The sequence below is a fragment of the Cetobacterium sp. 2A genome (genome assembly GCF_014250685.1).
GTDB lineage: Bacteria > Fusobacteriota > Fusobacteriia > Fusobacteriales > Fusobacteriaceae > Cetobacterium.
On sequence record NZ_JACFAJ010000006.1, the window covers coordinates 1,061,018 to 1,083,846 of the forward strand.

Annotated in this window: 21 protein-coding genes; all 21 read left to right on the forward strand. The window is 29.8% G+C overall.

Features of this window, described 5'->3' with window-relative positions:
* The first annotated feature begins 9 nt into the window (after positions 1–9).
* The 21 genes from H3N56_RS08990 to folD all read left to right on the forward strand — a co-directional run bounded on the left by H3N56_RS08990 (position 10) and on the right by folD (position 22,828).
* The gene (locus tag H3N56_RS08990) at positions 10–4,323 is read left to right on the forward strand and encodes a hypothetical protein (protein WP_185880854.1); all 4,314 of its coding nucleotides are present in this window, start codon (positions 10–12) and stop codon (positions 4,321–4,323) included.
* 15 nt (positions 4,324–4,338) lie between these two features.
* Positions 4,339–6,405 (forward strand): outer membrane protein assembly factor, encoded by a 2,067-nt coding sequence (locus H3N56_RS08995; protein WP_185880855.1) that lies wholly within the window; start codon positions 4,339–4,341, stop codon positions 6,403–6,405.
* A gap of 40 nt (positions 6,406–6,445) precedes the next feature.
* Positions 6,446–6,931: an OmpH family outer membrane protein gene (locus H3N56_RS09000; protein WP_185880856.1), complete on the forward strand. Its 486-nt coding sequence runs from the start codon at positions 6,446–6,448 to the stop codon at positions 6,929–6,931.
* A gap of 27 nt (positions 6,932–6,958) precedes the next feature.
* Entirely contained in the window at positions 6,959–7,963 is a 1,005-nt protein-coding gene (gene lpxD / locus H3N56_RS09005) for a UDP-3-O-(3-hydroxymyristoyl)glucosamine N-acyltransferase (RefSeq protein WP_185880857.1), read from the forward strand.
* Between the two features lie 80 nt (positions 7,964–8,043).
* The gene (locus H3N56_RS09010) at positions 8,044–8,631 is read left to right on the forward strand and encodes a TIGR03936 family radical SAM-associated protein (RefSeq protein WP_185880858.1); all 588 of its coding nucleotides are present in this window, start codon (positions 8,044–8,046) and stop codon (positions 8,629–8,631) included.
* Between the two features lie 20 nt (positions 8,632–8,651).
* Positions 8,652–9,923 (forward strand): serine--tRNA ligase, encoded by a 1,272-nt coding sequence (serS, locus tag H3N56_RS09015; RefSeq protein WP_185880859.1) that lies wholly within the window; start codon positions 8,652–8,654, stop codon positions 9,921–9,923.
* Positions 9,907–10,380 carry a hypothetical protein gene (locus tag H3N56_RS09020; protein WP_185880860.1) on the forward strand — a complete coding sequence of 158 codons (474 nt, stop codon included), beginning with the start codon at positions 9,907–9,909 and terminating at the stop codon, positions 10,378–10,380. The genes serS and H3N56_RS09020 overlap by 17 nt, the downstream gene beginning before the upstream one ends.
* A 76-nt stretch (positions 10,381–10,456) precedes the next feature.
* Entirely contained in the window at positions 10,457–11,437 is a 981-nt protein-coding gene (locus tag H3N56_RS09025; protein WP_185880861.1) for a ketose-bisphosphate aldolase, read from the forward strand.
* 138 nt (positions 11,438–11,575) lie between these two features.
* Positions 11,576–12,067 carry an NAD(P)H-dependent oxidoreductase subunit E gene (locus H3N56_RS09030; RefSeq protein ID WP_185880862.1) on the forward strand — a complete coding sequence of 164 codons (492 nt, stop codon included), beginning with the start codon at positions 11,576–11,578 and terminating at the stop codon, positions 12,065–12,067.
* 18 nt (positions 12,068–12,085) lie between these two features.
* A complete protein-coding gene (locus H3N56_RS09035) occupies positions 12,086–13,873 on the forward strand; it encodes an NADH-quinone oxidoreductase subunit NuoF (protein ID WP_185880863.1) in 1,788 nt (595 codons plus the stop codon).
* 18 nt (positions 13,874–13,891) lie between these two features.
* Positions 13,892–15,646: an NADH-dependent [FeFe] hydrogenase, group A6 gene (locus H3N56_RS09040; protein WP_185880864.1), complete on the forward strand. Its 1,755-nt coding sequence runs from the start codon at positions 13,892–13,894 to the stop codon at positions 15,644–15,646.
* 129 nt (positions 15,647–15,775) lie between these two features.
* On the forward strand, positions 15,776–16,882 hold the full coding sequence (locus H3N56_RS09045; protein ID WP_185880865.1) for a M20/M25/M40 family metallo-hydrolase: 1,107 nt from the start codon (positions 15,776–15,778) through the stop codon (positions 16,880–16,882).
* Positions 16,883–17,701, forward strand: coding sequence for a rod shape-determining protein MreC (mreC, locus tag H3N56_RS09050; RefSeq protein ID WP_185880866.1), 819 nt, complete (start codon positions 16,883–16,885; stop codon positions 17,699–17,701). It begins immediately after the preceding gene.
* Positions 17,691–18,269: a hypothetical protein gene (locus H3N56_RS09055; RefSeq protein WP_185880867.1), complete on the forward strand. Its 579-nt coding sequence runs from the start codon at positions 17,691–17,693 to the stop codon at positions 18,267–18,269. Before mreC ends, H3N56_RS09055 begins: the two co-directional genes overlap by 11 nt.
* The gene (gene recO, locus H3N56_RS09060; RefSeq protein WP_185880868.1) at positions 18,253–18,966 is read left to right on the forward strand and encodes a DNA repair protein RecO; all 714 of its coding nucleotides are present in this window, start codon (positions 18,253–18,255) and stop codon (positions 18,964–18,966) included. The genes H3N56_RS09055 and recO overlap by 17 nt, the downstream gene beginning before the upstream one ends.
* Positions 18,959–19,429 carry a PTS sugar transporter subunit IIA gene (locus tag H3N56_RS09065; protein ID WP_185880869.1) on the forward strand — a complete coding sequence of 157 codons (471 nt, stop codon included), beginning with the start codon at positions 18,959–18,961 and terminating at the stop codon, positions 19,427–19,429. The genes recO and H3N56_RS09065 overlap by 8 nt, the downstream gene beginning before the upstream one ends.
* Positions 19,430–19,439: 10 nt before the next feature.
* Positions 19,440–19,901 carry a transcriptional regulator NrdR gene (gene nrdR / locus H3N56_RS09070; protein WP_185880870.1) on the forward strand — a complete coding sequence of 154 codons (462 nt, stop codon included), beginning with the start codon at positions 19,440–19,442 and terminating at the stop codon, positions 19,899–19,901.
* Positions 19,898–20,338, forward strand: coding sequence for a type II 3-dehydroquinate dehydratase (aroQ, locus tag H3N56_RS09075; RefSeq protein ID WP_185880871.1), 441 nt, complete (start codon positions 19,898–19,900; stop codon positions 20,336–20,338). Before nrdR ends, aroQ begins: the two co-directional genes overlap by 4 nt.
* Positions 20,339–20,348: 10 nt before the next feature.
* On the forward strand, positions 20,349–21,281 hold the full coding sequence (gene fmt / locus H3N56_RS09080) for a methionyl-tRNA formyltransferase (RefSeq protein WP_185880872.1): 933 nt from the start codon (positions 20,349–20,351) through the stop codon (positions 21,279–21,281).
* 34 nt (positions 21,282–21,315) lie between these two features.
* Complete coding sequence (locus H3N56_RS09085; protein WP_185880873.1) at positions 21,316–21,972, forward strand: redox-sensing transcriptional repressor Rex; 657 nt, start codon at positions 21,316–21,318, stop codon at positions 21,970–21,972.
* A 1-nt stretch (position 21,973) separates the two neighbouring features.
* Positions 21,974–22,828, forward strand: a complete 855-nt coding sequence (gene folD, locus H3N56_RS09090) for a bifunctional methylenetetrahydrofolate dehydrogenase/methenyltetrahydrofolate cyclohydrolase FolD (RefSeq protein WP_185880874.1) — start codon at positions 21,974–21,976, stop codon at positions 22,826–22,828.
* The last annotated feature ends 1 nt before the right edge of the window (position 22,829 follow it).

Consider the following 22,829-nt stretch of genomic DNA (forward strand, 5'->3'; position numbering starts at 1 on the left):
GGGAGAGATATGAATTTATTTTTAAAATACAAAAAAATACTTTATATATTAATCCCCCTTTCTTTAATTTGGGGGATTTATTATAATCTTAAAAATAATCTTCCTTGGGTTGTGGAAAAAACTTTAAAAGTGGCTCTAGGACCTGAAATTTCAAGTAAGTCTATCACTTTCCCAAAATTTGGAGTTATAGATATAAAAGATGTGGTTTTAAAAGATAAAGGGGACATAATTGTTAAAGCTCCAGAAATAAAGATAACATATTCTAAAAATTCGTTGTTTGCTTTAAGATTAGAAGAAATAAATGTTTATAATCCAGATGTAAAAATAGTAAGAGATGATTCTGACATAAATATAGTTACCGCATTTACAGGGCCAAGTTCAAACACAGAAAAAAAAGAGGATAAGAAGAAGTCAGGTTCAGCCGTACCAATAGGAAAAATTAACGTATATAATGCTAATTTAACCTTTATAGATTTGTCATACTCGAGACCTATTGAAAAAAAATTAGTTGATACGAATGGATTCGTGGCATTTGATAAAAAAACAGGTATAGATTTAGAATTTAAAGGAAAAAACGAACAAGAAGTTATAACCTATTCTTTCAATGATTTAAGTGAAAAGTATGATATGACTATAAAACTTCAAAATGTTATTTTAAACTCAGCTTTACTTCAGTACGGATATGATGATAAGAATATAGAAACAGTAAATGGAATAATAGATATGAATTTACAAATAACTCCAAAAGGTCTCTATGGTAGAGCTGATTTTAAAAATGGGGATGTGGTTTACTTAGATTTATTATCTCCTGTAAAAAATATAAATGGATATGTTAATTTTCTAGGAGAAAGAATAAATGTAGAGGCAGATTATAAAGTGTTTAATAAAGATGGAAAATTTTCTGTAAATTATGATAGTGGATCTGGAGTGAATGTAGATTTTAAATTAAATAATATTACATACTCTGAAGCTGAAGAATATACTTTGCTAAAATCTTTAGATCTCCCATTAAAAAATTTAAATTTTAAAAATGTGAATATAAATTTAAATTATAATGAAAAAAAGGAGTTTAAGGTTACAATAGGGTTTGACTCAGATTTGTATAAAATAGACAATATTGAATTTTCTAAAATAGATGGGAAATTTATATATGCTAATGATAAATTTTATTTAGATAAAATTAAATTCAAACTTTCTTATCCAAATGAATATATTGATATTCAAAAGGACGTTGAAATCTATTCTGAGATTGAAAGTGATGAAAATGCAGTTAATTTTAAGGTAGAATCAAATATTATTTCTATAAATGGAATATACGATAAATCAACAGAACTTTTAGAGATAAATCAAAATGAAAACCCAATTTTTATCTATGATGTAAAGAATAAGAATTTAATAACAGGAAATTTAGAGATTGAAAATATTTTTGATAAGTATAATTTTGCATTAACAGCAAGAGAAGAAGAAGATATAATTTACTTGGATAGGTTTATGCTTGAGAAAGATGATGAAATTATAAATATTTTTGGATTTTTAGATACAATATCAAAAAATTATGATTTTGATTTTTATGGAGAAAACTTCAATTCAGATGGAATTAAAAATATTGGAGATACAGTATTTCAAGGAAACTTTTTAGGTAAAATAATAGGTGAGAAAGAAAAATTTAAATTAGAATTACAATTAGAAGATATAAATATTGAGAAAAACTTTAAGATTGAAGGATTTAGGGGTTATGTTTTTGCGGAACAATCAGAAAAATTAGCAGTTAATTTTCAAGGAAGTGTAGAAAAAGTTGCTTATGATAAATATTTTATAGATGGAGTAAAATTTGGTGGTGGCTATGCTGATAACAAAGTTACAATATTAAATATTGGAAATGGTCTATTTTCTGTAAATGGAGAGTATGATATTTTAAAATCTAATATAAATTTAAGTTATTTTATAGAGAGTTTAACAAGTGAAAGGTTAAATATAGATGAAATTAATTTTGTTATAAATGAAGCAGAAGGAACCATAAAAGGAGATGTAAAAAATCCTGAGGTTATTTCTAATATAGTTTCGGCAAATATAGAATCTCCAAATGGATCACAAGCTAATGTAAGCGGAAAGATAAATTTTAAAAATTCAAATTTAAAAATAGAAAAAATAAATATAAACGAGAGTTTTATAGAGGGAAATTATAGTTTCGGAGATAAAAAAGGTACGATGATAGTTCAACTCTTTGAGGAGGAGCTAAATAGATACTACGCAGATAAATCATTTAATTATAGACTTATAGGAAGAGCAAAAATAGATATAGATAATAAAAATATCAAAGTTATTGGGGGACTTGGACTAGATAGAGGATATTTTAAAGGGGAAGCAATTCCAAAATTAAAAACTAATTTTGAATATATAAGTAATGATTTTTTTAATGGAATATTGAATTTAAAAAATTTAGAAATACTAAATTCTAGAGATGAGAATATATTATCAGGTAATGGAAGTGTTAATCTGAAGGATAGGAGAATAGATTTTAGTATCAAAGATCAGAAAGTAATTCTTAAAAAATTAGATAAATATTTAAAAAATGATACTATATCTGGAGATTTTTTATTAAATTCTTTTGTAAAAGGAAGCTTTAATGATTTGAAATATGGAGTTGAAATTTCTAAAGGTATAGTTAAAGTAAGTGATGTTGAGTTTGATGGAGTACAGGCACAAATTTTAGGGGATTTAAATCAAATTAATTTAAATTATCTAAGATTCAAATATCTTGGAAACTCGTTGGAAAATAGAGGAAGTTATAGTTTTGATAATGGAGTATATAGTTTTTCAGCTGAATCTTCAAGAATAGATTTAAGCTTCTTAAATATTTTATTTAAACGTTATGGTATAGAAAATATATCAGGAAGTTCAAAATTAAACTTAACTTTAGGAAATAATTCAAATACTGGATATTTTAGTATAGATAACTTAAATGTTTATTCTAAAAAATATGGTGTATCACTTGAAAAATTAAATATGTCAGCAGAATTAAATGGAAAATATTTAAATTTAAACAATTTTTCAGGAATTTTAAATGATGGTGAGATATCATCTAAAGGATATTTGAAAATTCCGAGTATCTATGATATTGAGGAAAATCCAGAGTTTTATAAAGATTTGGATTATTCGTTATATTTTGATATGAAAAATATAAAGTATCAATATGAAGATTATTTTAACCTAACTTTAAGCAGTTCAATGAGTTTTAAAGAAAGTAAAATTATGGGAAATTTATCTATCGATAGAGGAGAGATAAAAGCAATTCCAAACGCAACTAAAAGTTTATTAAATATTGTATTGAAATTTTTATTTGATAAAACTAGAAGTGTAATAAATAGAAGTAAAGATTTAGGTTCAGATTTTGAAATATATACAGAGATAGAAAATAGTGTAGAGATAGATATAGGCGTAGATATAAAAGATGGAATAATTCTAGATATTGCACAATTAAATCCATTTGTTGATGATGTAAAAGGTGAGATATTTGGTAGAGGTAAATTTACAGGTAAAGGAAGTAAAATCTTATTTACTGGAGAAGTAGAAGCCAAAAAATCATCCTTGGTTCTAGGAGGAAATCAATATATACTATCTAGGGCTATGATGGTATTCAATGATAGAAATGACTATATTCCGAATGTAAATCCAACTATAATTTTAGAGGCCTATTCTCTTTTAGATTCTGGAAGAATTGATTTATCACTATTTGGAACATTAAAAGATTTAACCTTTAATATAAAGACAAATCAAGGAGTGAGCAGTAGCAATTTGAGCCGGTTATTTACAGGTGAGGATATAGAGAGTGAGACTACGGCAACGTCATTTATAATGAAAACTATAATAGATAGTCAAATTTCTAATATGTTACTACGTCCTATATCGAGTACAGTAAAAGATATGTTTGGAATTTCTAAATTTAGAATAGTATCAAATATTATGAACTTTGCAGATCCTGTTCAAAATCAAGAAGCTGGAAATGATAATATGTTTGGCTTCGGAGCTTCTTTAGAAGCTGAAAATCCAATATATAAAGATAATTATTTTTGGGTAGCGAAAGTTGGAATTATAGAACCGGGTAATAAGAGTAATCAAAATATGTCAAATGCTGTAAATGAGTATGATTTTAAAGTAGAAAGAAGGTTTCCATCCGGATGGTCGTGGGGAGTAGGGGTTTCTAAAATTCCTAATGAATCAATCATTCAAAATGAAAATAAAAATGGAATATTAAATTATTATATTGATTTTAAGTTTGAAAGAAAATATAATAGTCTAGTAGACATCTTCAAAAGGGAGTAAAAGGTGGAGGTTAAGATGAGAAAACAAATTTTAGTACTGCTAGTGTTTCTTTTATCAATTGTTTCTTTCAGTACAGAAGCTGGTTATTTGGTAAAGGGAATAGAAATTACGAATACTAGAGAAATACCTCAAGAAGTTATAATTTCAAAAATGACTTCTAAAATCGGTCAGAAGTTTTCTACTGAAAATTTACTAAAGGATTATACAGCTATTAAATCAGCAGATTATGTTGAGAACGTAGCGATTTATCCAAAAGTATATGATGGTGGGATAAAGCTAACTCTAGAAATAACAGAAAAAAAGGATGCAAAAGCCTTGCTTGAGAAAATTGGAGTCATTCCTCTTTCAGAGCGTGAAAAAATAGATAAATCACTTGTGGTTTCATCTGTTGAAGTAGTAGGTAATTCATACATTACTATGGCTGAGCTTTCAGAAAAGTTACCAATTAAGGTTGGTGGATATTTCTCAAGAAATAAAATTATTGAGGGACAGAAGAATCTTATAGAAACAGGGTTGTTTAGAGAAGTTGAACCAGATGTTTATAACTATCCAAGTGGGGTTGTAGTAGTTTATAATCTTATTGAAAATCCAATTATTTCAGGATTTAGTATAGTTGGAAATACTGTGTACTCAACAGAAGAGTTACTAAAACTTGTTAAAACACAACCAGGAAAAGTTTTAAATATCAATACCCTTAGAGAAGATAAGGATGCTATTATTAACAAGTATAGTGAAAATGGATATATTTTGGCAGAGGTTGTAGATATCGGATTAAATTCTTCAAATGAGATAGAGATTATCTTAAACGAGGGAGTAATCAGAGATATACAATTTAAAAAGATGGTTACGAAGCAAAAAGGTGGAAGAAGAAAAGCCACAGATGATATTCTTAAAACAAAGGATTATATCATTGAAAGAGAAATAGAATTAAAAGATAATCAAGTATTTAATATAAATGACTATAATGAAACTGTAAAAAATCTGATGAGACTTGGATATTTTAAAAATGTAAAATATGAAGTTAGAGATCTTCCAGGAGATCCAGATGGAAAAGAGTTAGTGCTTCTGATAGATGAAGATAGAACTGCAACACTTCAAGGAGCTATATCTTACGGTTCAGAGGTTGGACTTCTAGGAATGATCTCAGTTAAAGATATGAACTGGGAAGGTAAGGGTCAAGATTTAGGATTTACTTTTGAAAAATCAGACCAATCTTATAGCAGTTTCTCTATTGATTTTTATGATCCTTGGATAAAAGGAACAGACAGAATTTCATGGGGTTGGAGTGCTTATAAAACAGAATATGAAAATGATGACAGTGTTTTATTTAACAAAGTTGATACTTATGGAGCAAAGTTAAATGTAGGTAAGGGATTAAATAAAAATGTTAGATTAAACTTAGGAACTAAATTAGAGCATGTAACTGAAGAAAGAGATACTTCAAGTCCATATTATCCAGCAATCGAAAAGGAAGCTGGAAGTAAGGGAGAATACATGTTAGGAAGTGTATTCCCATCTATAAGTTATGACACAAGAAATAACTATTGGAATCCAACATCTGGAGAATATGCTAAGTATCAAGTAGAGGTTGGTTATGCTGGTGGAGACTATAGTGAAACATTTGCAAATACAACTTTAGAGCTTAGAAAATATCATAGAGGATTCTTTAAGAAAAATACTTTTGCCTATAAAGCGGTATTAGGAATAATGACTGATTCTACTCCTGAATCTCAAAGATTCTGGGTTGGAGGAGGAAGTACTCTAAGAGGATACGATTCTGGATATTTCCAAGGAACACAAAAAGTAGTTGGAACAATTGAAAATAGAACTCAAATTAATGATATGTTAGGATTTGTATTGTTTGCTGATGCAGGAAGAGCTTGGAGCTATGATGGTATAGACCCTGGTTATTTAAGTGAAGATAGAGATGCTAAATTCCCAGATAAAATAGCAACAACAGTTGGAGTTGGAGCAAGATTGAATACACCGATTGGACCACTTAGATTTGATTTCGGTTGGCCAGTTGGAGACGATCAAGAGAGTGGAATGAAATTCTACTTTAATATGGGACAGTCATTCTAAAAGAAATAACAAATTTCAATAGAGAAAATGGAGGAAAAACATGAAAAGAATATCAGTTTTACTAATAGGATTAGCACTATCATCATCAGCATTCGCAGTAAAAATGGGGTATGTAAATTCACAGGAACTTTTTTCTAAGTATTCACAAACAAAAATTATTCAAGAAAATCTAAACAAAGAGAAATCAAGATTAGAAAATGAACTTAAGCAAAAAGAAATTTCTTTACAAAAGATGCAAGTAGAGCTTCAAGGAAAGGGAGCAGCAGCTACTGAGCAAGAAAAGAAAAGTTTCCAAGCAAAAGTGGATGAATTTCAAAAGCTAGTAAGAGACTCACAAACTAAATTAAATAAAGAAGAAATGACTAGATTACAAGAAGTTGAAAGACTTATCAATACAGCTGTTCAAAATGTTGCTAAGACAGATAAATATGATTATGTTCTTGAGCAAGGTGCGGTTAAGTATGGTGGAGAAAATATAACTGAGAAAGTTCTTCAAGTTATGGAAAAAACAAAAAAAATAAAGTAAGATACAGATAATATGGAGGTTATATAGATGGCTTATAAAATAAGTGATTTAGCTAACCTTCTTGGTTGTCAAGTTAAGGGAGATTTAAGTTTAGAGGTTTCTGGACTTGCTCCCTTTTTTCAAGCCCAAGAAGATAGCTTAACATTTGCATCAGATGAAAAGTTTTTAAAAAAATTAAACGAAACTAAAGCAAAGGTAGTTTTAGTTCCAAATATAGATTTACCAGAATTAGGAAAAACATATCTAATAGTTACTGAAAATCCAAGAGTATTAATGCCAAAACTTTTAAATTTCTTTAAAAAGAAAGTTAAAAAAATGGAAAAAATGAGAGAAGATTCAGCAAAAATAGGTGATAATGTTGAAATCGCTCCAAATGTTTATATTGGTCACGATGTTATAATTGGTGATAATGTAAAAATATATCCAAATAGTACAATTTTTGAAGGTGCAATCATTGGAGAAGGAACAATTATTTATTCTAATGTTACAATAAGAGAATTTTGTCAAATAGGAAAAAGATGTGTTATCCAACCAGGTGCTGTTATAGGGTCAGATGGATTTGGATTTGTGAAAGTAAATGGAAATAATACAAAGATTGACCAAATTGGTGGGGTTATATTAGAGGATGAAGTAGAAATTGGTGCTAATACAACCATCGATAGAGGAGCAATTGGAGATACAATTATAAAGAAATATACAAAAATTGATAACTTAGTTCAAATAGCTCATAATGATATTATTGGTGAGAATTGTTTACTTATATCTCAAGTTGGAATAGCTGGAAGTGTAGAAGTTGGAAACAATACGACACTAGCTGGACAAGTAGGAGTAGCTGGGCATCTTAAAATTGGAAGTAATGTTATAGTTGCTGCGAAATCAGGAATAATTGGGAATATTGCAGATAATCAGATTCTTTCTGGGTATCCATTAGTTGATCACAAAGAGGATCTTAAAATAAAAGCCAGTATGAAAAAATTACCTGAACTTCTAAAGAGAGTAAAAGACATCGAGAAAAAAATTGGAGATAAATAATTAAAAAAGGCAATAGAATTTAAACTATTTACATGATACAATATGATAAAATTAATAAGAAATGTAGAATTGAGGCAAAAATGAAAAAAAGAGTATATTTTGATAAGTATGGTGAAATGAGATTTATTTCCCACTTGGATATGCTTAGATTTATGGAGAGGTTAATAAAAAAAACTCACATACCTGTAAAGTATAGTCAAGGATTCCATCCAAGACCTAGAACTTCATTTGGGAATCCAGTTTCTCTTGGAACTGAAGCTTATAATGAGGTTATGGATATAGAACTAGAAAAGAATATGTCAGATCAAGAGATAATGGATATGTTAAATTCTGGTGGAGTAATTGGATTTCGTGTAAATAAAGTAGAAACAATTACTGATAAAATTAGTATAACGGATATATTTACAAATGCTATCTATGAAATAGATGGCGATGAAAAAACAATAGACACACTAGAAAATCTTTTTAAAAGTGATAATATAATAGAAGTTAAAGAAAAAAATGGTAAAAGAACAGAAAGAAATTTAGGTGAAAGAGTTATATCTTTCGAAAGAACAGGAAATAAAATAGAAGTAGAACTTGTTAATACATCACCTAATTCATTTTTAATACTTGCGGGAATAGATGTAAAAGATGTTGTTATCAAAAAAAATGGATATAAAAAGTAGTGAAGGAAGGGAGATAAAAAATGTTAGAGTTAAGATTTATTCGTGATAATATTGAGTTTTTAGGGGAGATGCTTGAGAATAGAGGGAGTAATGTTGACCTTAAAGAATTTGAGCAACTAGATGCAGAAAGAAGAGAGATTCTTACGGAAGTTGAGGGTCTAAAAAATAAGAGAAATACAGTTTCAACAGAAGTTGCAAAGATGAAAAAGTCTGGAGAAGACGCTTCAGAAATAATAAAAGAGATGGGAATTGTAGCAGCTAGAATAAAAGAGTTAGATGCAAAATTGGCAGAAGTTGACGAAAAGTTAACTTATTTCCAAATGACTATACCTAATGTATATCATGAGTCAACTCCAATTGGAAAATCAGAAGATGATAACGTTGAGGTTAGAAGATGGGGAACTCCAAAAGAGTTTTCATTTGAACCAAAGCCACATTTTGAAATTGGAGAAGATTTAGAAATTTTAGATTTTGAAAGAGGAGCAAAACTTGGAGGATCAAGATTTGTTATCTATAGAGGTGCTGGAGCAAGATTAGAAAGAGCATTAATTAACTTCATGCTTGATACTCATACAACAGAACACGGATATACAGAGCATATAACTCCGTTTATTGTAAAAAGAGAAATATGTGAAGGGACAGGACAACTTCCAAAGTTTGAGGAAGATATGTACAAAACTACAGATGATATGTTCTTAATATCAACTTCAGAAATTACTATGACAAATATTCATAGAAAAGAAATATTAGAAGAAAAAGATTTACCTAAATATTATACAGCTTATTCTCCTTGTTTTAGAAGAGAAGCAGGATCATATGGTAGAGACTTAAAAGGTCTTATAAGATTACACCAATTCAACAAAGTTGAGATGGTAAAGCTTGCAACTCCTGAGACATCTTATGATGAGCTAGAGAAAATGGTTGTAAATGCAGAGACAATTCTTCAAAGGCTGAACCTTCCTTACCGTATAATTCAGTTATGTTCTGGAGATATGGGATTTGGAGCTACTAAAACTTATGATTTAGAAGTTTGGTTACCGGCTCAAGGAAAATATAGAGAAATTTCATCTTGTTCAAACTGTGGAGATTTCCAAGCAAGAAGAATGGGATTAAAATATAAGCCAGAAGGAACAACAAAGAGCGAGTTTTGTCATACATTAAATGGTTCAGGATTAGCAGTTGGAAGAACTTTAGTTGCTATTATGGAAAACTACCAACAAGAAGATGGATCTTTCTTAGTTCCAGAGGTTTTAATACCTTACATGGGTGGGTTAGATGTTATTAAAAAGTAGTCTCTTACTACTTTTTTTGGCTAATATATTCAGTAAAAATATAAAAGCATTAACTATTCTATTTGTGATAGGTATAGTTTTAAATTTAATATATAATAAAGAACTTTTAAAAAGTTTAAAAAAGATGAGATTTTTATTTTTCTTCTATTTTACGACTTGTATTTTTCAACTTTTTTATATACAAGAAGGAGAAGTAATTTTAAAAATTTACAATATGTACATTACAAGAGAGGGATTAGAGAATTTTGGAATCAATTTTTTTAGAATCTTTAATTTACTTTCACTATCTTGGATTGTAAATTCTAAGAATTTACTTAAAGGAAGATTTTCATCATATCAAAATGTAATAGAAAATGTTATGGACTTAGTTCCAGAAGTTATGAAGCTTTTCAAAAAAAGAATGAAGATAAAATGGTTCTTTAGACATATTTTAAATCAGATAAAGGTAAAAATATGATAGTTTCAAAAATTGATTTTATGATAAAAGTTTGTTAAAATTAAATTGAATAATAAAAAATGCAGGAGGGTTACAAATGACTTATAATTATAAGGAGTTAGGTCTTTCAAACACAAGAGAGATGTTCGAAAAAGCAAATAAAGAGCATTATGCAGTTCCAGCTTTCAATTTTAACAACATGGAGCAAATGCTAGCAATAATTGAAGCTTGTGCAGAAACAGGTTCGCCAGTTATTCTTCAATGTTCAATGGGAGCACTAAAATATATGACTAAAGAGGTTGTTCCTTTACTAGCAAAAGCAGGAGTAGACAGAGCAAGAGCTATGGGGTCAGATATTCCAGTTGCATTACACTTAGATCATGGACCAAATTTAGAAGCGGTTAAAGAAGTTATCGATTGTGGATTCTCTTCAGTTATGATTGATGGATCACATTATGATTTTGAAAAAAATATAGAGGTTACTAAAGCAGTTGTTGAGTATGCTCATAACTATGATGTAACAGTAGAAGCAGAACTAGGAGTTCTTGCAGGAATAGAGGATGACGTAGAAGCAGAACACCATATCTATACTGATCCAGAAGAAGTAATAGAATTTGTTGAAAAAACAGGAGTAGATTCATTAGCAATAGCTATTGGAACTTCACATGGAGCTCATAAGTTCAAACCAGGATCAAACCCTAAGTTAGAATTAAGCATATTAGCTAAAGTTGAAGATAAACTTCCAGGATTCCCAATTGTACTTCATGGATCGTCAGCAGTACCAGCAGAGTATGTTGAAAAGATTAAAAAGTATGGTGGAGAATTAAAGGATGCTATAGGAATTCCTGATTCTGAGTTACAAGGAGCAGCTAAATCTGGTGTAGCTAAAATAAACGTTGATACAGACGGAAGATTAGCTTTCACTGCAGGAGTTAGAGAAGTATTTGCTACTAAACCAGCAGAATTCGATCCAAGAAAATATTTAGGTGTTGCAAAAGAAGAAATGAAAAAATATTATATTTTAAAAATTAAAAATGTATTCGGATCTGAGAATGCATATACAGCAGCAAAAAAGTAAAATATTAAGGAGAGTTCTACGGAACTCTCCTTTTTTTATTACTAATCTGAATTAAATAATTTGATTGCATTGATTTTTTATAAGAGATGTAGTAATAAAATAGGGAGTATTTTACTTTCAAAAATAGGGGAGGAAATAATGGATTGCGAGAATAAGTTATCAGCACAATGCTACGGAGCATTAAAAGACTATATTGATAGTTTGGAAGAGAAAAAAGGAGCACTGATATCTGTACTGCACAAAGCACAAGAAATATTTGGATATCTGCCTACTGAAGTTCAAGAATTTATAGCAGTAGAATTAGGAGTGCCAGTATCTAAGGTTTATGGAGTTGTTAGTTTTTATCATTTCTTTACAATGACACCTAAGGGAAAATACTCGATATCTGTTTGTATGGGGACAGCTTGTTATGTAAGAGGAGCAGAAAAAGTTCTAAATAACGTAAAAAACTATCTTGGAATTGAAGTTGGCGAAACCACAGAGGATGGATTATTTTCTTTAGACGCTCTAAGATGTGTTGGAGCATGTGGACTAGCACCCGTTGTATTAGTTGGGAAAGATGTTTATGGAAAACAAGAAGTTAAAGATATGAAAAAAATCTTAGAAAAGTATAGAGCTATGGAAAAATAATATAGGATGGAGGATGTAATGACGCAGATGAAAAAAATACTTGTTTGTGGGGGAACTGGTTGTCTTTCAGCAAAGAGTGACTTAATTGTTGAAAATTTAAAAACTAGCTTAAAAAATCACAATTTAAATGATAGTGTTGAAGTTATAAAAACAGGATGTTTTGGATTTTGTGAGAAAGGTCCAATTGTAAAAATTTTACCAGAAAATACATTTTATATTGAAGTAAAACCAGAAGATGCGGAAAGAATTGTAGTTGAAGATATAATAAGCGAGCAAAGATTAGTTGACTTGCTGTATATAGATCCCAAGTCAGGGGAAAGAATATTCGAAGGTGAAAACATGGAATTTTATAAGAAGCAAGTCAGAATTGCTCTTAAAAATTGTGGAGAGATAGATCCAGAGAATATAAAGCATTATATAGCAGCTGATGGTTATGCAGCTCTTAAAAAGGTTGTAACTACTATGAGCCAAGAAGAAGTAATAAAAGAGATTAAAGACTCAGGGTTAAGAGGAAGGGGTGGAGGAGGATATCCTACAGGTTTAAAGTGGGAGATTGCATTTAAAAATAAATCGGATCAAAAATATGTTGTATGTAATGCTGACGAGGGAGATCCCGGAGCATTTATGGATAGATCTATTTTAGAGGGAGATCCTCATTCTGTAATTGAAGGAATGGTTATTTGCGGATATTCAATAGGAGCAACTAAAGGACTTGTTTATATTAGAGCAGAATATCCTCTAGCTATTGAAAGACTTAGAAAAGCTATAGAGGATGCTAGAAAAAATGGATTTTTAGGAAAAAATATTTTTGGAACCGACTTTTCTTTTGATATCGAAATAAAATATGGAGCAGGAGCCTTTGTATGTGGTGAAGAAACAGCCTTAATTCACTCTATGGAGGGTAAAAGAGGAGAGCCTACTGTAAAACCACCTTACCCAGCAGAATCTGGATATTGGGGAAAACCAACAAATGTAAATAATGTTGAAACATTAGGAAATATTGCTCAAATAATTTTAAAAGGTTCGAAATGGTTTAAAAGTATAGGAACTTTAAATTCATCAGGAACTAAAGTTTTTGCTTTGGCTGGGAAAATAAATAATGTAGGATTAGTAGAAGTTCCTATGGGAACAACGCTAAGAGAAGTAATCTTTGAAATTGGTGGTGGAATTAAAAACGATAAGAAGTTCAAAGCTGTTCAAACTGGTGGGCCATCAGGTGGTTGTTTAACAGAGAAAGATTTAGATACTCCAATTGATTTTGATACTTTACTTTCAAAAGGTTCCATGATGGGTTCAGGTGGAATGATTGTAATGGATGAAGACGACTGTATGGTTGCTGTTTCAAAGTTTTATTTAGAATTTACTGTTGATGAGTCATGTGGGAAATGTGCACCTTGTAGAATTGGAAATACAAGACTTTGGGAAATTTTAGATAAAATAACAAAAGGTCATGGAACAATGGAGGATTTAAATCTATTAAGAGAACTTTCAAGCACAATAAAAAGTACGTCTCTATGTGGATTGGGTCAAACTTCTCCAAATCCAGTTTTATCAACATTAAACCAATTCTGGGATGAGTATGTAGCACATATAGAAGATAAAAAATGTCCAGCAGGACAATGCCAAGCTTTAAGAAGATATCTAATAAATGAAAAGTGTGTTGGCTGTACAGCTTGTGCTAGAGTATGTCCTGTTGCTTGTATAGAAGGAAAAGTAAAAGAGCCTCATGTTATAGATCAAAGTAGATGTATAAAGTGTGGAGCTTGTTACACAGCTTGTAAATTTAATGCTATTGACAGAGTTTAATTCTTGGAGGTATTTTTAATGGCCAATGTAGTTGTTATAATAGATGGGAAAGAAGTTGAGATAGCTAAAGGAGCTACGATTTTGGAAGCTGCCAAAAGTGCAGGAATAAAAATTCCAAGTCTTTGTTTTATGGAGATACCCGAAATGGGCTTCAAAAATGATTGTGCTTCTTGTAGAATTTGTGTGGTTGAGGTGGTAGGAAGAAAAAATTTAGTTCCATCTTGTGCTACTCCAGTAACTCCTGGAATGGTTATCAATACAAATACGATGGAAGTATTAGAAAAAAGAAGAAATGTATTGGAACTTATGTTATCTAATCATCCGACAGATTGTTTGATTTGTGCTAAAAATGGAGATTGTGATTTACAAACTTTAGCGAGAGAATTTGGTATTAGAGATATCAGATTTAAGGGTAAAATATTTGAATACAGAAGAGAAGTTTCTCCTTCTATTGTAAGAGATTTAGATAAATGTATAATGTGTAGAAGATGTGAAACTATGTGTAATGAAGTTCAAACTTGTGAAGTTCTTTCAGGTATAAATAGAGGATTTAAGTCTATAGTTTCAACAGTGTTTGAAAAAGATTTGGATAAAACTAATTGTACATTCTGTGGACAATGTGTTGCAGTATGTCCAGTAGGAGCATTATATGAAAAGGATTACACTTGGAGACTTGTTAAAGATATAGCAAACCAAAAGAAAAGAGTTGCCGTTCAGGTTGCTCCAGCAGTTAGAGTTGCTATAGGAGAAGAATTTGGATACGAACCTGGAACAGATGTGACAGGGGAGTTAGTGACAGCTTTGAAAAAGCTGGGATTTGATGATATATTTGATACAAACTTTGCTGCAGATTTAACAATTATGGAAGAGGCTGCAGAGTTTAAGGATAGACTTGAAAGATACTTATTGGGACATACGGATGTAAAACTTCCAATTCTTACATCTTGCTGCCCTGCATGGGTAAATTTCATAGAAAATCATTTTCAAGATATGTTAGATATACCTTCATCTGCTAAATCACCACAGCAAATGTTTGGATCTGTACTTAAAAATATATGGGCACCAGCTAGAGGAATAAGAAAAGAAGATTTAGTATGCGTTTCTATTATGCCGTGTTTAGCTAAAAAATTTGAAGCATCAAGAAATGAATTTTCAGATAATGGGGTTCCAGATGTGGACTACTCTATTTCAACAAGAGAACTAGCTCATCTTCTAAAGCAGTCTAATATAGATTTAAAAACTTTAGAAAAGACAAGTTTTGATAATCCTCTTGGATACTCAACTGGAGCTGCTGATATTTTCGGAAGAACTGGAGGGGTAATTGAAGCAGCCACAAGGACAGTTTATGAGTTAGTTACCGGAGAAACATTAGAAGATGTTAACTTTAATCAACTAAGAGGAATGTCAGGAGTTCGTATAGCTGAAATTCCAGTTGGAGATTTAAAATTAAGAATAGGAATAGCAAATGGATTAGGATCTGCAAGAAAACTTCTAGAAAAAGTAAGAAATGGAGAAGAGACATTCCATGCCATAGAAATAATGGCTTGTAAAGGAGGGTGTATCGGTGGAGGCGGACAACCTTATCACCATGGAGATTTTTCTATAATAAGAAAAAGATATGATGCATTACAAAATATAGATGATAAAAAATCTTTTAGAAAATCACACGAGAATCCGTATGTTCAATCAATATACGAAAATTACTTAACTCATCCACTTAGTACCGAAGCTCACAAATTATTGCACACTCATTATTACCCTAAAAATAAATAGATAAAAATAAAATAACAGCAGTGTTTAACTGCTGTTATTTTATTTTTAATGGTTCTTTACAAAGAGAAGGCAATGTAATATAATTGATGGAAGAATATGATTTTTTTATCACAAAATAGGGAGGAATATATGATAAACGAACAGAGGCTAGTAGAGAATTTTTTAGACATGGTAAAAATCTCATCTCCATCTTTAAAAGAGAGAGAAGTTGGAGATTATCTTATAAATGTTCTTAGAGAGTTAGGCTTAGAAGTGATAGAAGATAATGCAGGAAAAATGAATAATGGAAATTGTGGAAATATAATAGGAATATTAAAATCTCCTGGAAAGAAAAAAGTACTTTTTAGTGCACACATGGATACGGTTTCACCATGTGATAAAATAACACCAATAGTAGAAGGAAGAGTTATTAAAACTGATGGAACATCTGTTCTTGGTGGAGATGATAAAGGTGGAATAGCTTCAATAATTGAAATGTTAAGAGTTATAAAAGAAAATAATATAGAGCATCCAGAAATAATTGTTGTTTTTTCAATTGCTGAGGAAATTGGATTATTAGGTGCAAAAAGTTTTGAAATAGAAAAGTATCAACCTGACTGTGGATTTATTTTAGATTCTAGCGGAAAACCAGGAGTTGCAATAGTAAAAGCTCCATACGCTGCTAAAGGAAAAATAACAATAATTGGAAAACCAGCTCATGCTGGAATATCGCCAGAGAATGGAATAAATGCTTTAACAGTTGCTGCTCATGCAATTACAAAAATTAAACTTGGAAGAATTGATAAAGAAACTACTTCAAATATAGGAACAGTTAAGGGTGGATCCGCTGTAAATATAGTTATGCCATCTATTGAAATGATGTATGAAGCTAGAAGTTTATCTGGAGATACACTTAAAAATTTATTAGCTGAAACTATGGAAATTTTTGAATCAACAGTAAAAGAATTTGGTGCAGAATTTAAAAGCGATGTAGAAATTGGTTATGATGGGTTTATTATTTCTGAAGATTCACCTTTAATAGCGGAATTTAAAAGAGCATGTGACAAACTTGGAGTAGAAGTTAAAACATTACCTTCAGGTGGTGGAAGTGACACTAACGTATACAACTCTAAAGGTGTTCCTTGTTTAAATTTAGCAGTTGGAATGTCTAAAGTGCACACAACAGAAGAGTTTATTGTTATTGACGATATGGTTGATATGGCAAAAATCCTAGTGGAGATAGTAAAAGGAAATTAGATGAGATTAAATAGAGGAAATAAAAAATCATCAGAAATACTATATATAATTATAGCAATTACTATAATGGCATTTGTATTAAAAGGTGTAGTGAAGTATTTCAATGAACAAATAAGTGATGCACTTTTACCTCTCCAGTCGAAGATATATTTAACTGGAGAGGATTTAAAGAATAAGATAGAAAATATAAAAAGTTATAATAAAACTTACGAAGAAAATTCGGATTTAAGGAAACAAGTTAGTGAAAAGCAGATGCTGGAAGAGGAGACTAAGTATTTAAGAGAAGAAAATAGAAGATTAAGAGAGCTTTTAGCTATTAAAGGCGAATTTAATTATAATTTTAAAATCGGAAAAGTTAGTTTTCATCAAGTAAGAGAGCTTTATGAAAGTTTTTCAATATCTTTGGGTTCTGAAAACGGAATGAAAAAAAATATGGTTGTTTTATCTGGAAAAAATTTAATAGGAAAAGTGGATAAAGTAATAAATAATTATTCTACAGTTCAAATGATAACAGATCAAGAAGTTGTTGTAAGCGTTCTCACTGAAAATAATTTATTAGGAATTGTGAGAGGAGACAGAAGTAATCAGTTATTTTTTGAACCTAGTTCTATGTACGAAGTTGAATTAAAAGTTGGAGATAAAGTTTACACTTCCGGAGTAAGTGATATATATCCAAAGGGAATTTATGTTGGGTACATATCTGAAGTTAACGAAGATGAAAAAAATCCAATGAAAAAATATAAAGTTGGATCAGAAATTGATATTTTTGATTTAAATGAAGTTATAATAATGATAGGAGATGAGAATAATGTTATTTAAAATCGTAGGAATTTTTCTTTTTAGTATTTTTACTGTTTTTGGGCAAGTTAAAACTCTTTCTTCTATCAAAGATATTAAGGTTAATGTGGTAGAAGAAACTTACATTGAAAATAAAACAAGAGAAAAAAAATACGATATAAAACTAATTCTTCCAAATTTAATGCTTAAAAAAATTACCTTTCCAGAGATAAATAAAGGAGAAGCATATTTATATAAAGCTGGAAAAAGGTATGTATACCTTCCTATATTTGACGAAATAACAGAAGAACCAAGTGACAAGGATACAAATTATTTTCTAGAAACTTTAAATACTTTAATAGAAAAAGAAAAGAAAGATAAAAAATTTAAAGATCAGTATTATAAAAAACAGGTTAAAATTTTAAAATTTAAAGATAATATAAAGGTTGAAATTGAAAAGTATGATATCATAGATGGGTATTTACTACCATCTGTTTTAAAAATATTTGATGGAGATATTAAAGTAGCAACTTTAAAATTAAGTAATACAAAAATAAATAGTGGTTTAAAACCACAGGAATTTGTTGTAAAATATGAAGATAATAAATAGTAATGGCATAGTTCTAAAAAAAAATGATTTTGGAGAAGCAGATAGAATAATAACTGTTTTTTTAGAAGACTTTGGAAGAACTAGCTTTGTTTTAAAAGGAATAAGAAAGAGTAAAAAAAGAGATTTGACATCTGGAGAACCTTTAACATTTTCCCAGTTTAGTTTTTATAAAAAAGGAGAAAATAGGATTTTAACATCTGTTGATTCCATAGATTTTTTTTATAATATAAAAACTGATATAACTAGATTACAAATAGCTTTATATATAATCTCTATACTAAACGAAATATTGGTTGAAGGCGAAGAACAAAAAAAACTTTATAATATTTTTTATAAAAGTTTAAACTATATAAATTCAAATTCAGTTGAATATAATAATTACCTATTACTGCTTTATATTCTTCATCAAGTCATTTTGATAGAAGGGTTAGAGTTTGAAAAGATCGGGAGTAAATTTTTTGATATAAAAAATTCTAGGATAGTGAATGAATATAGTGAAAACGCTATCAATCTAGAAAAAGATGAATATGATATAATAAATTCTGTCTGCACAAAAGGAATAAAAAATCTTTTAGAAAATGGAAATAATATCAAGGGTATTATTAATATAATTTATATTTTTGAAAAATACTTAAACTATCATTTAGAAACAAAATTAGAATTCAGAAAATATTATTTGGAGGCTTGGAATGGTTAATATAGTTAAGATAACAGACTATATGTCAGAGGATCTTATTTCGTTGGATCTTAAGAGTAAAAGTAAAGAGGAAGTATTGCATGAACTTTCAGAATTGATGAGTAAATCTTCAACAGTATCTGATAAGGCATCTATATATAAAGCTTTAGTAGATAGAGAAAAATTAGGAAGTACAGGAATTGGAAAAGGGGTAGCGATACCGCATGCTAAGACTGATGCAGTAACTGGTTTAACAATAGCCTTTGGTATAAGTAAAGAAAAAATTGATTTTAAATCTTTAGACTCAGAATCAGTTAATATATTCTTTGTTTTTGCTTCTCCTTTTAAGGATAGTCAGATATATTTAAAAGTTTTAGCAAGAATATCAAGATTAATAAGAGAGGAGAGTTTCAGAGAGAAGCTTTTACATTGTAAAACTCCAAAGGAAGTTTTAGAGTGTATAGATAAAGAAGAAGCTATTTAGGTGAAAAAATATGAAATGTCCATTTTGTGGTTATGAAGATACAAAAGTTATAGACAGTAGAGCATTTTTGGAAGGCAGCGCTATAAAAAGAAGGCGTGAATGTTCAAACTGCGAAAAAAGATTTACAACATATGAAAAAGTTGAAGAGATTCAAATATATGTTGTTAAGAAAGATAAAAGAAGAGAAAAGTTTTTTAAAGAGAAATTATTGAGAGGACTTACAATAGCAACTATTAAAAGAAATATAAGTAGAGATACTTTAGAAGAGTTTGTTGTTGAGATTGAAAAGACTATTCAAAATACTTTAAAAAATGAAATTTCTACGAAAGATTTAGGTGAACTAGTTCTTGAGAAATTGAAAGAACTAGATGAAGTTGCCTATGTAAGATTTGCATCTGTATACAAGCAGTTTAATGATATAAAATCTTTTATAGACATAGTAGAAGATATAAAAAAGGATAAAAAAATATGAAAATATTAGTAATAAATGGACCAAATTTAAATCTTTTGGGAACTAGAGAGCCTGAGATTTACGGAGATTTAACTCTGGATAAATTAAATGAATTAATAAGAACCAAAGCAAAGAAAATGGATATGGAAATTGAGTTTTTTCAGTCTAATCATGAGGGAGCAATAGTTGACAAAATACAGGAGTCTTTAAAAAAAGTAGACTATCTGATTATAAATCCTGCTGCTCTTACTCATTATAGTATATCAATTAGAGATGCAATACTATCAACTGAAATCAAAACGATAGAAGTTCATATAAGTAATGTATATAAAAGAGAAAGTTTTAGACATAACTCGGTACTTTCTGATATAGTAATAGGGAAGCTAGTTGGCTTTGGATATTTTGGTTATTTAATGGCTTTGGATTTTATTCAAAGTCAAAACAGCCATAACCTGTAGGAGGAAGTTGATGAGGATTTTATTTATGGGAACTCCAGAATTTGCAGTTCCATCATTGGATATACTAAGAAAAGAACATGAAATAGTTGGTGTATTTACAAAAGTTGATAAACCAAATATGAGAGGGAAAAAAATAAAGTATACTCCAGTAAAAGAATATGCTTTAGAGCATGATATACCGGTATTTCAACCTAGCTCAATGAGAACGGAAGAGACTTTTGAGATAATAAAAGAGTTAAATCCAGACTTGATAGTAGTAGTTGCTTATGGAAGAATAATTCCAAATAATATCATTGATTTTCCAAAATTTGGAATTATAAATGTACATTCATCTTTACTTCCTAAATTTAGAGGAGCAGCTCCTATAAATGCAGCTATAATAGCTGGAGAAGTTGAAAGTGGAGTAACAATAATGCATATAGCAGAAGAACTTGATGCAGGGGATATAATCTTAAAAGGAAAAACTCCTATATTTGAAGAGGATACATTCTTGACACTTCATGATAGATTAAAAGAGATTGGAGCAAATACCCTATTAGAAGCTGTAAAATTAATAGAAAAAGGTGTGGCGCCTAGAGAAGTACAAAAACATGAAGAGGCAACTTTTGTAAAACCTTATAAAAAAGATGATTGTATAATTTGTTGGGATAAATCAGAAAAAGAAATTTTCGATTTTGTAAGAGGAATGAATCCTTTTCCAACTGCTTTTACTCACCATGATGAAAAGGTTTTAAAGGTTTATAAGGTTGAAAAAACTGGGAAAATTTATGAAGCAGGAGTAAATGGAGAGATTGTAGATTCGATAAAAGGTAAAGGATTTGTTGTTAAAGTTGGAGGGGGAAGCCTAATTTTAACAGAAATAAAACCCGAGAACAAAAAAAGTATTTCTGGTGTAGACAGTATAAATGGAAATCTTTTTAAAATAGGAGATATACTAAAATAAAATAGGTTTAATTAGAAAACAGGGGGAGCAACAAATGAGAAACTTAGAGAAACAAGTAAAAATTTCAAAAAGAATTATTGAGAGACTGACAAAGTATCTGAAATGTCTAGAAAATTTTTCGCCAGAAGATTTTATATCTTCTGAAGAAATGGGAATGCTTTTAGGGGTAACAGCAGCTCAGATTAGAAAAGACTTATCAAATTTTATTCCTGAATTTGATTTTAATATTGGAATAAGAGGGAAGGGATACCAAGTTAAATCTCTTTATCAAGCAATTGAAAAAATACTTGGAGTAAATAAAAAAAATAATATCATTATCGTTGGAGCTGGAAAACTTGGAGGTGCACTTCTTTTAGAGGGTGACTTTATAAAAAGTGGATTTGAAATAGTTGGTGTTTTCGACATTGCAAAAAACAAAATTGGTAAAGAGTACAAAGGATTAAAAGTAAGAAGTATTAATGAATTAGAAAAATTAGTTCAAACGCAAGAAGTAGATATAGCAGTTATAACTGAGTGCAAACCAATAGCACAAGATATGGCTGATATGGTTATTAATGCGGGTGTTAGATCAATATTAAATTTCACTCCTATGGAAATAAAGGTTCCAAAAGGGATAGCAATTTCACATATAGATTTAAACGGAAAATTACAAGAGCTAAATTTCTGGAAAGAAAAGGTGAAAAGTATATAACATGCAAATATTAGATGGAAAAAAAACCTCTGAAGAAATAAGAATGAAACTAAAAAAAGAGGTAGAGAGTTTAAAAGAAAAAACAGGAAGAGTTCCGGGATTAGCAGTAATCCAAGTTGGAAATAATTCAGCTTCTCAAATATACGTAAATTCAAAAGTTAAACATTGTACAGAGCTTGGAATGGAGAGCGAAAAGTATCAATTGGGTGAAGAGTGTAGTGAGGAGTATCTTTTAAATCTTATAGAAGAACTTAACAATAATGAAGGGATAAATGGAATATTAGTTCAACTTCCACTTCCTAAACATATAAATGATAAAAAAATTATAGAGAAAATATCCATAGATAAGGATGTAGATGGATTTAAACCAGAAAATTTAGGAAAAGTTTTCTTAGGAGATCCTGACGCACTTGTTTCATGTACACCTCTTGGTGTATTGACACTTATGACTCATTATGGTATAGAATTAGAAGGAAAAGATGTAGTAATTGTTGGAAGAAGTAATATAGTTGGAAAACCAATGGCTGCACTTTTAATAAATGAGGGTGCTACGGTTACTGTTTGTAATAGTAGAACAAAAAAATTATCTGAAAAAACTTCGAAAGCTGATATTTTAATAGTAGCAGTTGGAAATAGTAAATTCATAAAAAAAGAAATGGTAAAAGAAGGGGCTATTGTTATAGATGTTGGGATAAGTAGAGAGATAGATGGGAAACTATCTGGAGATGTTGATTTTGAAAATGTAAAAGATAAAACATCCTTTATAACACCGGTTCCTGGTGGGATTGGACCAATGACAATAGCTATGCTTATGAGCAATACTATGAAAGCATTTAAAAAAAGTATAGGAATTTAGA

What these genes read in the sequence shown, in the direction of transcription:
- H3N56_RS09040 (WP_185880864.1), top strand. Translation starts at nt 13,892, where the DNA reads ATGGCCAATGTAGTTGTTATAATAGATGGGAAAGAAGTTGAGATAGCT.
- H3N56_RS09020 (WP_185880860.1), top strand. Translation starts at nt 9,907, where the DNA reads ATGTTATTAAAAAGTAGTCTCTTACTACTTTTTTTGGCTAATATATTC.
- H3N56_RS09025 (WP_185880861.1), top strand. Translation starts at nt 10,457, where the DNA reads ATGACTTATAATTATAAGGAGTTAGGTCTTTCAAACACAAGAGAGATG.
- H3N56_RS09045 (WP_185880865.1), top strand. Translation starts at nt 15,776, where the DNA reads ATGATAAACGAACAGAGGCTAGTAGAGAATTTTTTAGACATGGTAAAA.
- H3N56_RS08990 (WP_185880854.1), top strand. Translation starts at nt 10, where the DNA reads ATGAATTTATTTTTAAAATACAAAAAAATACTTTATATATTAATCCCC.
- H3N56_RS09010 (WP_185880858.1), top strand. Translation starts at nt 8,044, where the DNA reads ATGAAAAAAAGAGTATATTTTGATAAGTATGGTGAAATGAGATTTATT.
- aroQ (WP_185880871.1), top strand. Translation starts at nt 19,898, where the DNA reads ATGAAAATATTAGTAATAAATGGACCAAATTTAAATCTTTTGGGAACT.
- serS (WP_185880859.1), top strand. Translation starts at nt 8,652, where the DNA reads ATGTTAGAGTTAAGATTTATTCGTGATAATATTGAGTTTTTAGGGGAG.
- nrdR (WP_185880870.1), top strand. Translation starts at nt 19,440, where the DNA reads ATGAAATGTCCATTTTGTGGTTATGAAGATACAAAAGTTATAGACAGT.
- lpxD (WP_185880857.1), top strand. Translation starts at nt 6,959, where the DNA reads ATGGCTTATAAAATAAGTGATTTAGCTAACCTTCTTGGTTGTCAAGTT.
- H3N56_RS09065 (WP_185880869.1), top strand. Translation starts at nt 18,959, where the DNA reads ATGGTTAATATAGTTAAGATAACAGACTATATGTCAGAGGATCTTATT.
- folD (WP_185880874.1), top strand. Translation starts at nt 21,974, where the DNA reads ATGCAAATATTAGATGGAAAAAAAACCTCTGAAGAAATAAGAATGAAA.
- H3N56_RS09000 (WP_185880856.1), top strand. Translation starts at nt 6,446, where the DNA reads ATGAAAAGAATATCAGTTTTACTAATAGGATTAGCACTATCATCATCA.
- H3N56_RS09030 (WP_185880862.1), top strand. Translation starts at nt 11,576, where the DNA reads ATGGATTGCGAGAATAAGTTATCAGCACAATGCTACGGAGCATTAAAA.
- H3N56_RS09085 (WP_185880873.1), top strand. Translation starts at nt 21,316, where the DNA reads ATGAGAAACTTAGAGAAACAAGTAAAAATTTCAAAAAGAATTATTGAG.
- fmt (WP_185880872.1), top strand. Translation starts at nt 20,349, where the DNA reads ATGAGGATTTTATTTATGGGAACTCCAGAATTTGCAGTTCCATCATTG.
- recO (WP_185880868.1), top strand. Translation starts at nt 18,253, where the DNA reads ATGAAGATAATAAATAGTAATGGCATAGTTCTAAAAAAAAATGATTTT.
- H3N56_RS09035 (WP_185880863.1), top strand. Translation starts at nt 12,086, where the DNA reads ATGACGCAGATGAAAAAAATACTTGTTTGTGGGGGAACTGGTTGTCTT.
- H3N56_RS08995 (WP_185880855.1), top strand. Translation starts at nt 4,339, where the DNA reads ATGAGAAAACAAATTTTAGTACTGCTAGTGTTTCTTTTATCAATTGTT.
- mreC (WP_185880866.1), top strand. Translation starts at nt 16,883, where the DNA reads ATGAGATTAAATAGAGGAAATAAAAAATCATCAGAAATACTATATATA.
- H3N56_RS09055 (WP_185880867.1), top strand. Translation starts at nt 17,691, where the DNA reads ATGTTATTTAAAATCGTAGGAATTTTTCTTTTTAGTATTTTTACTGTT.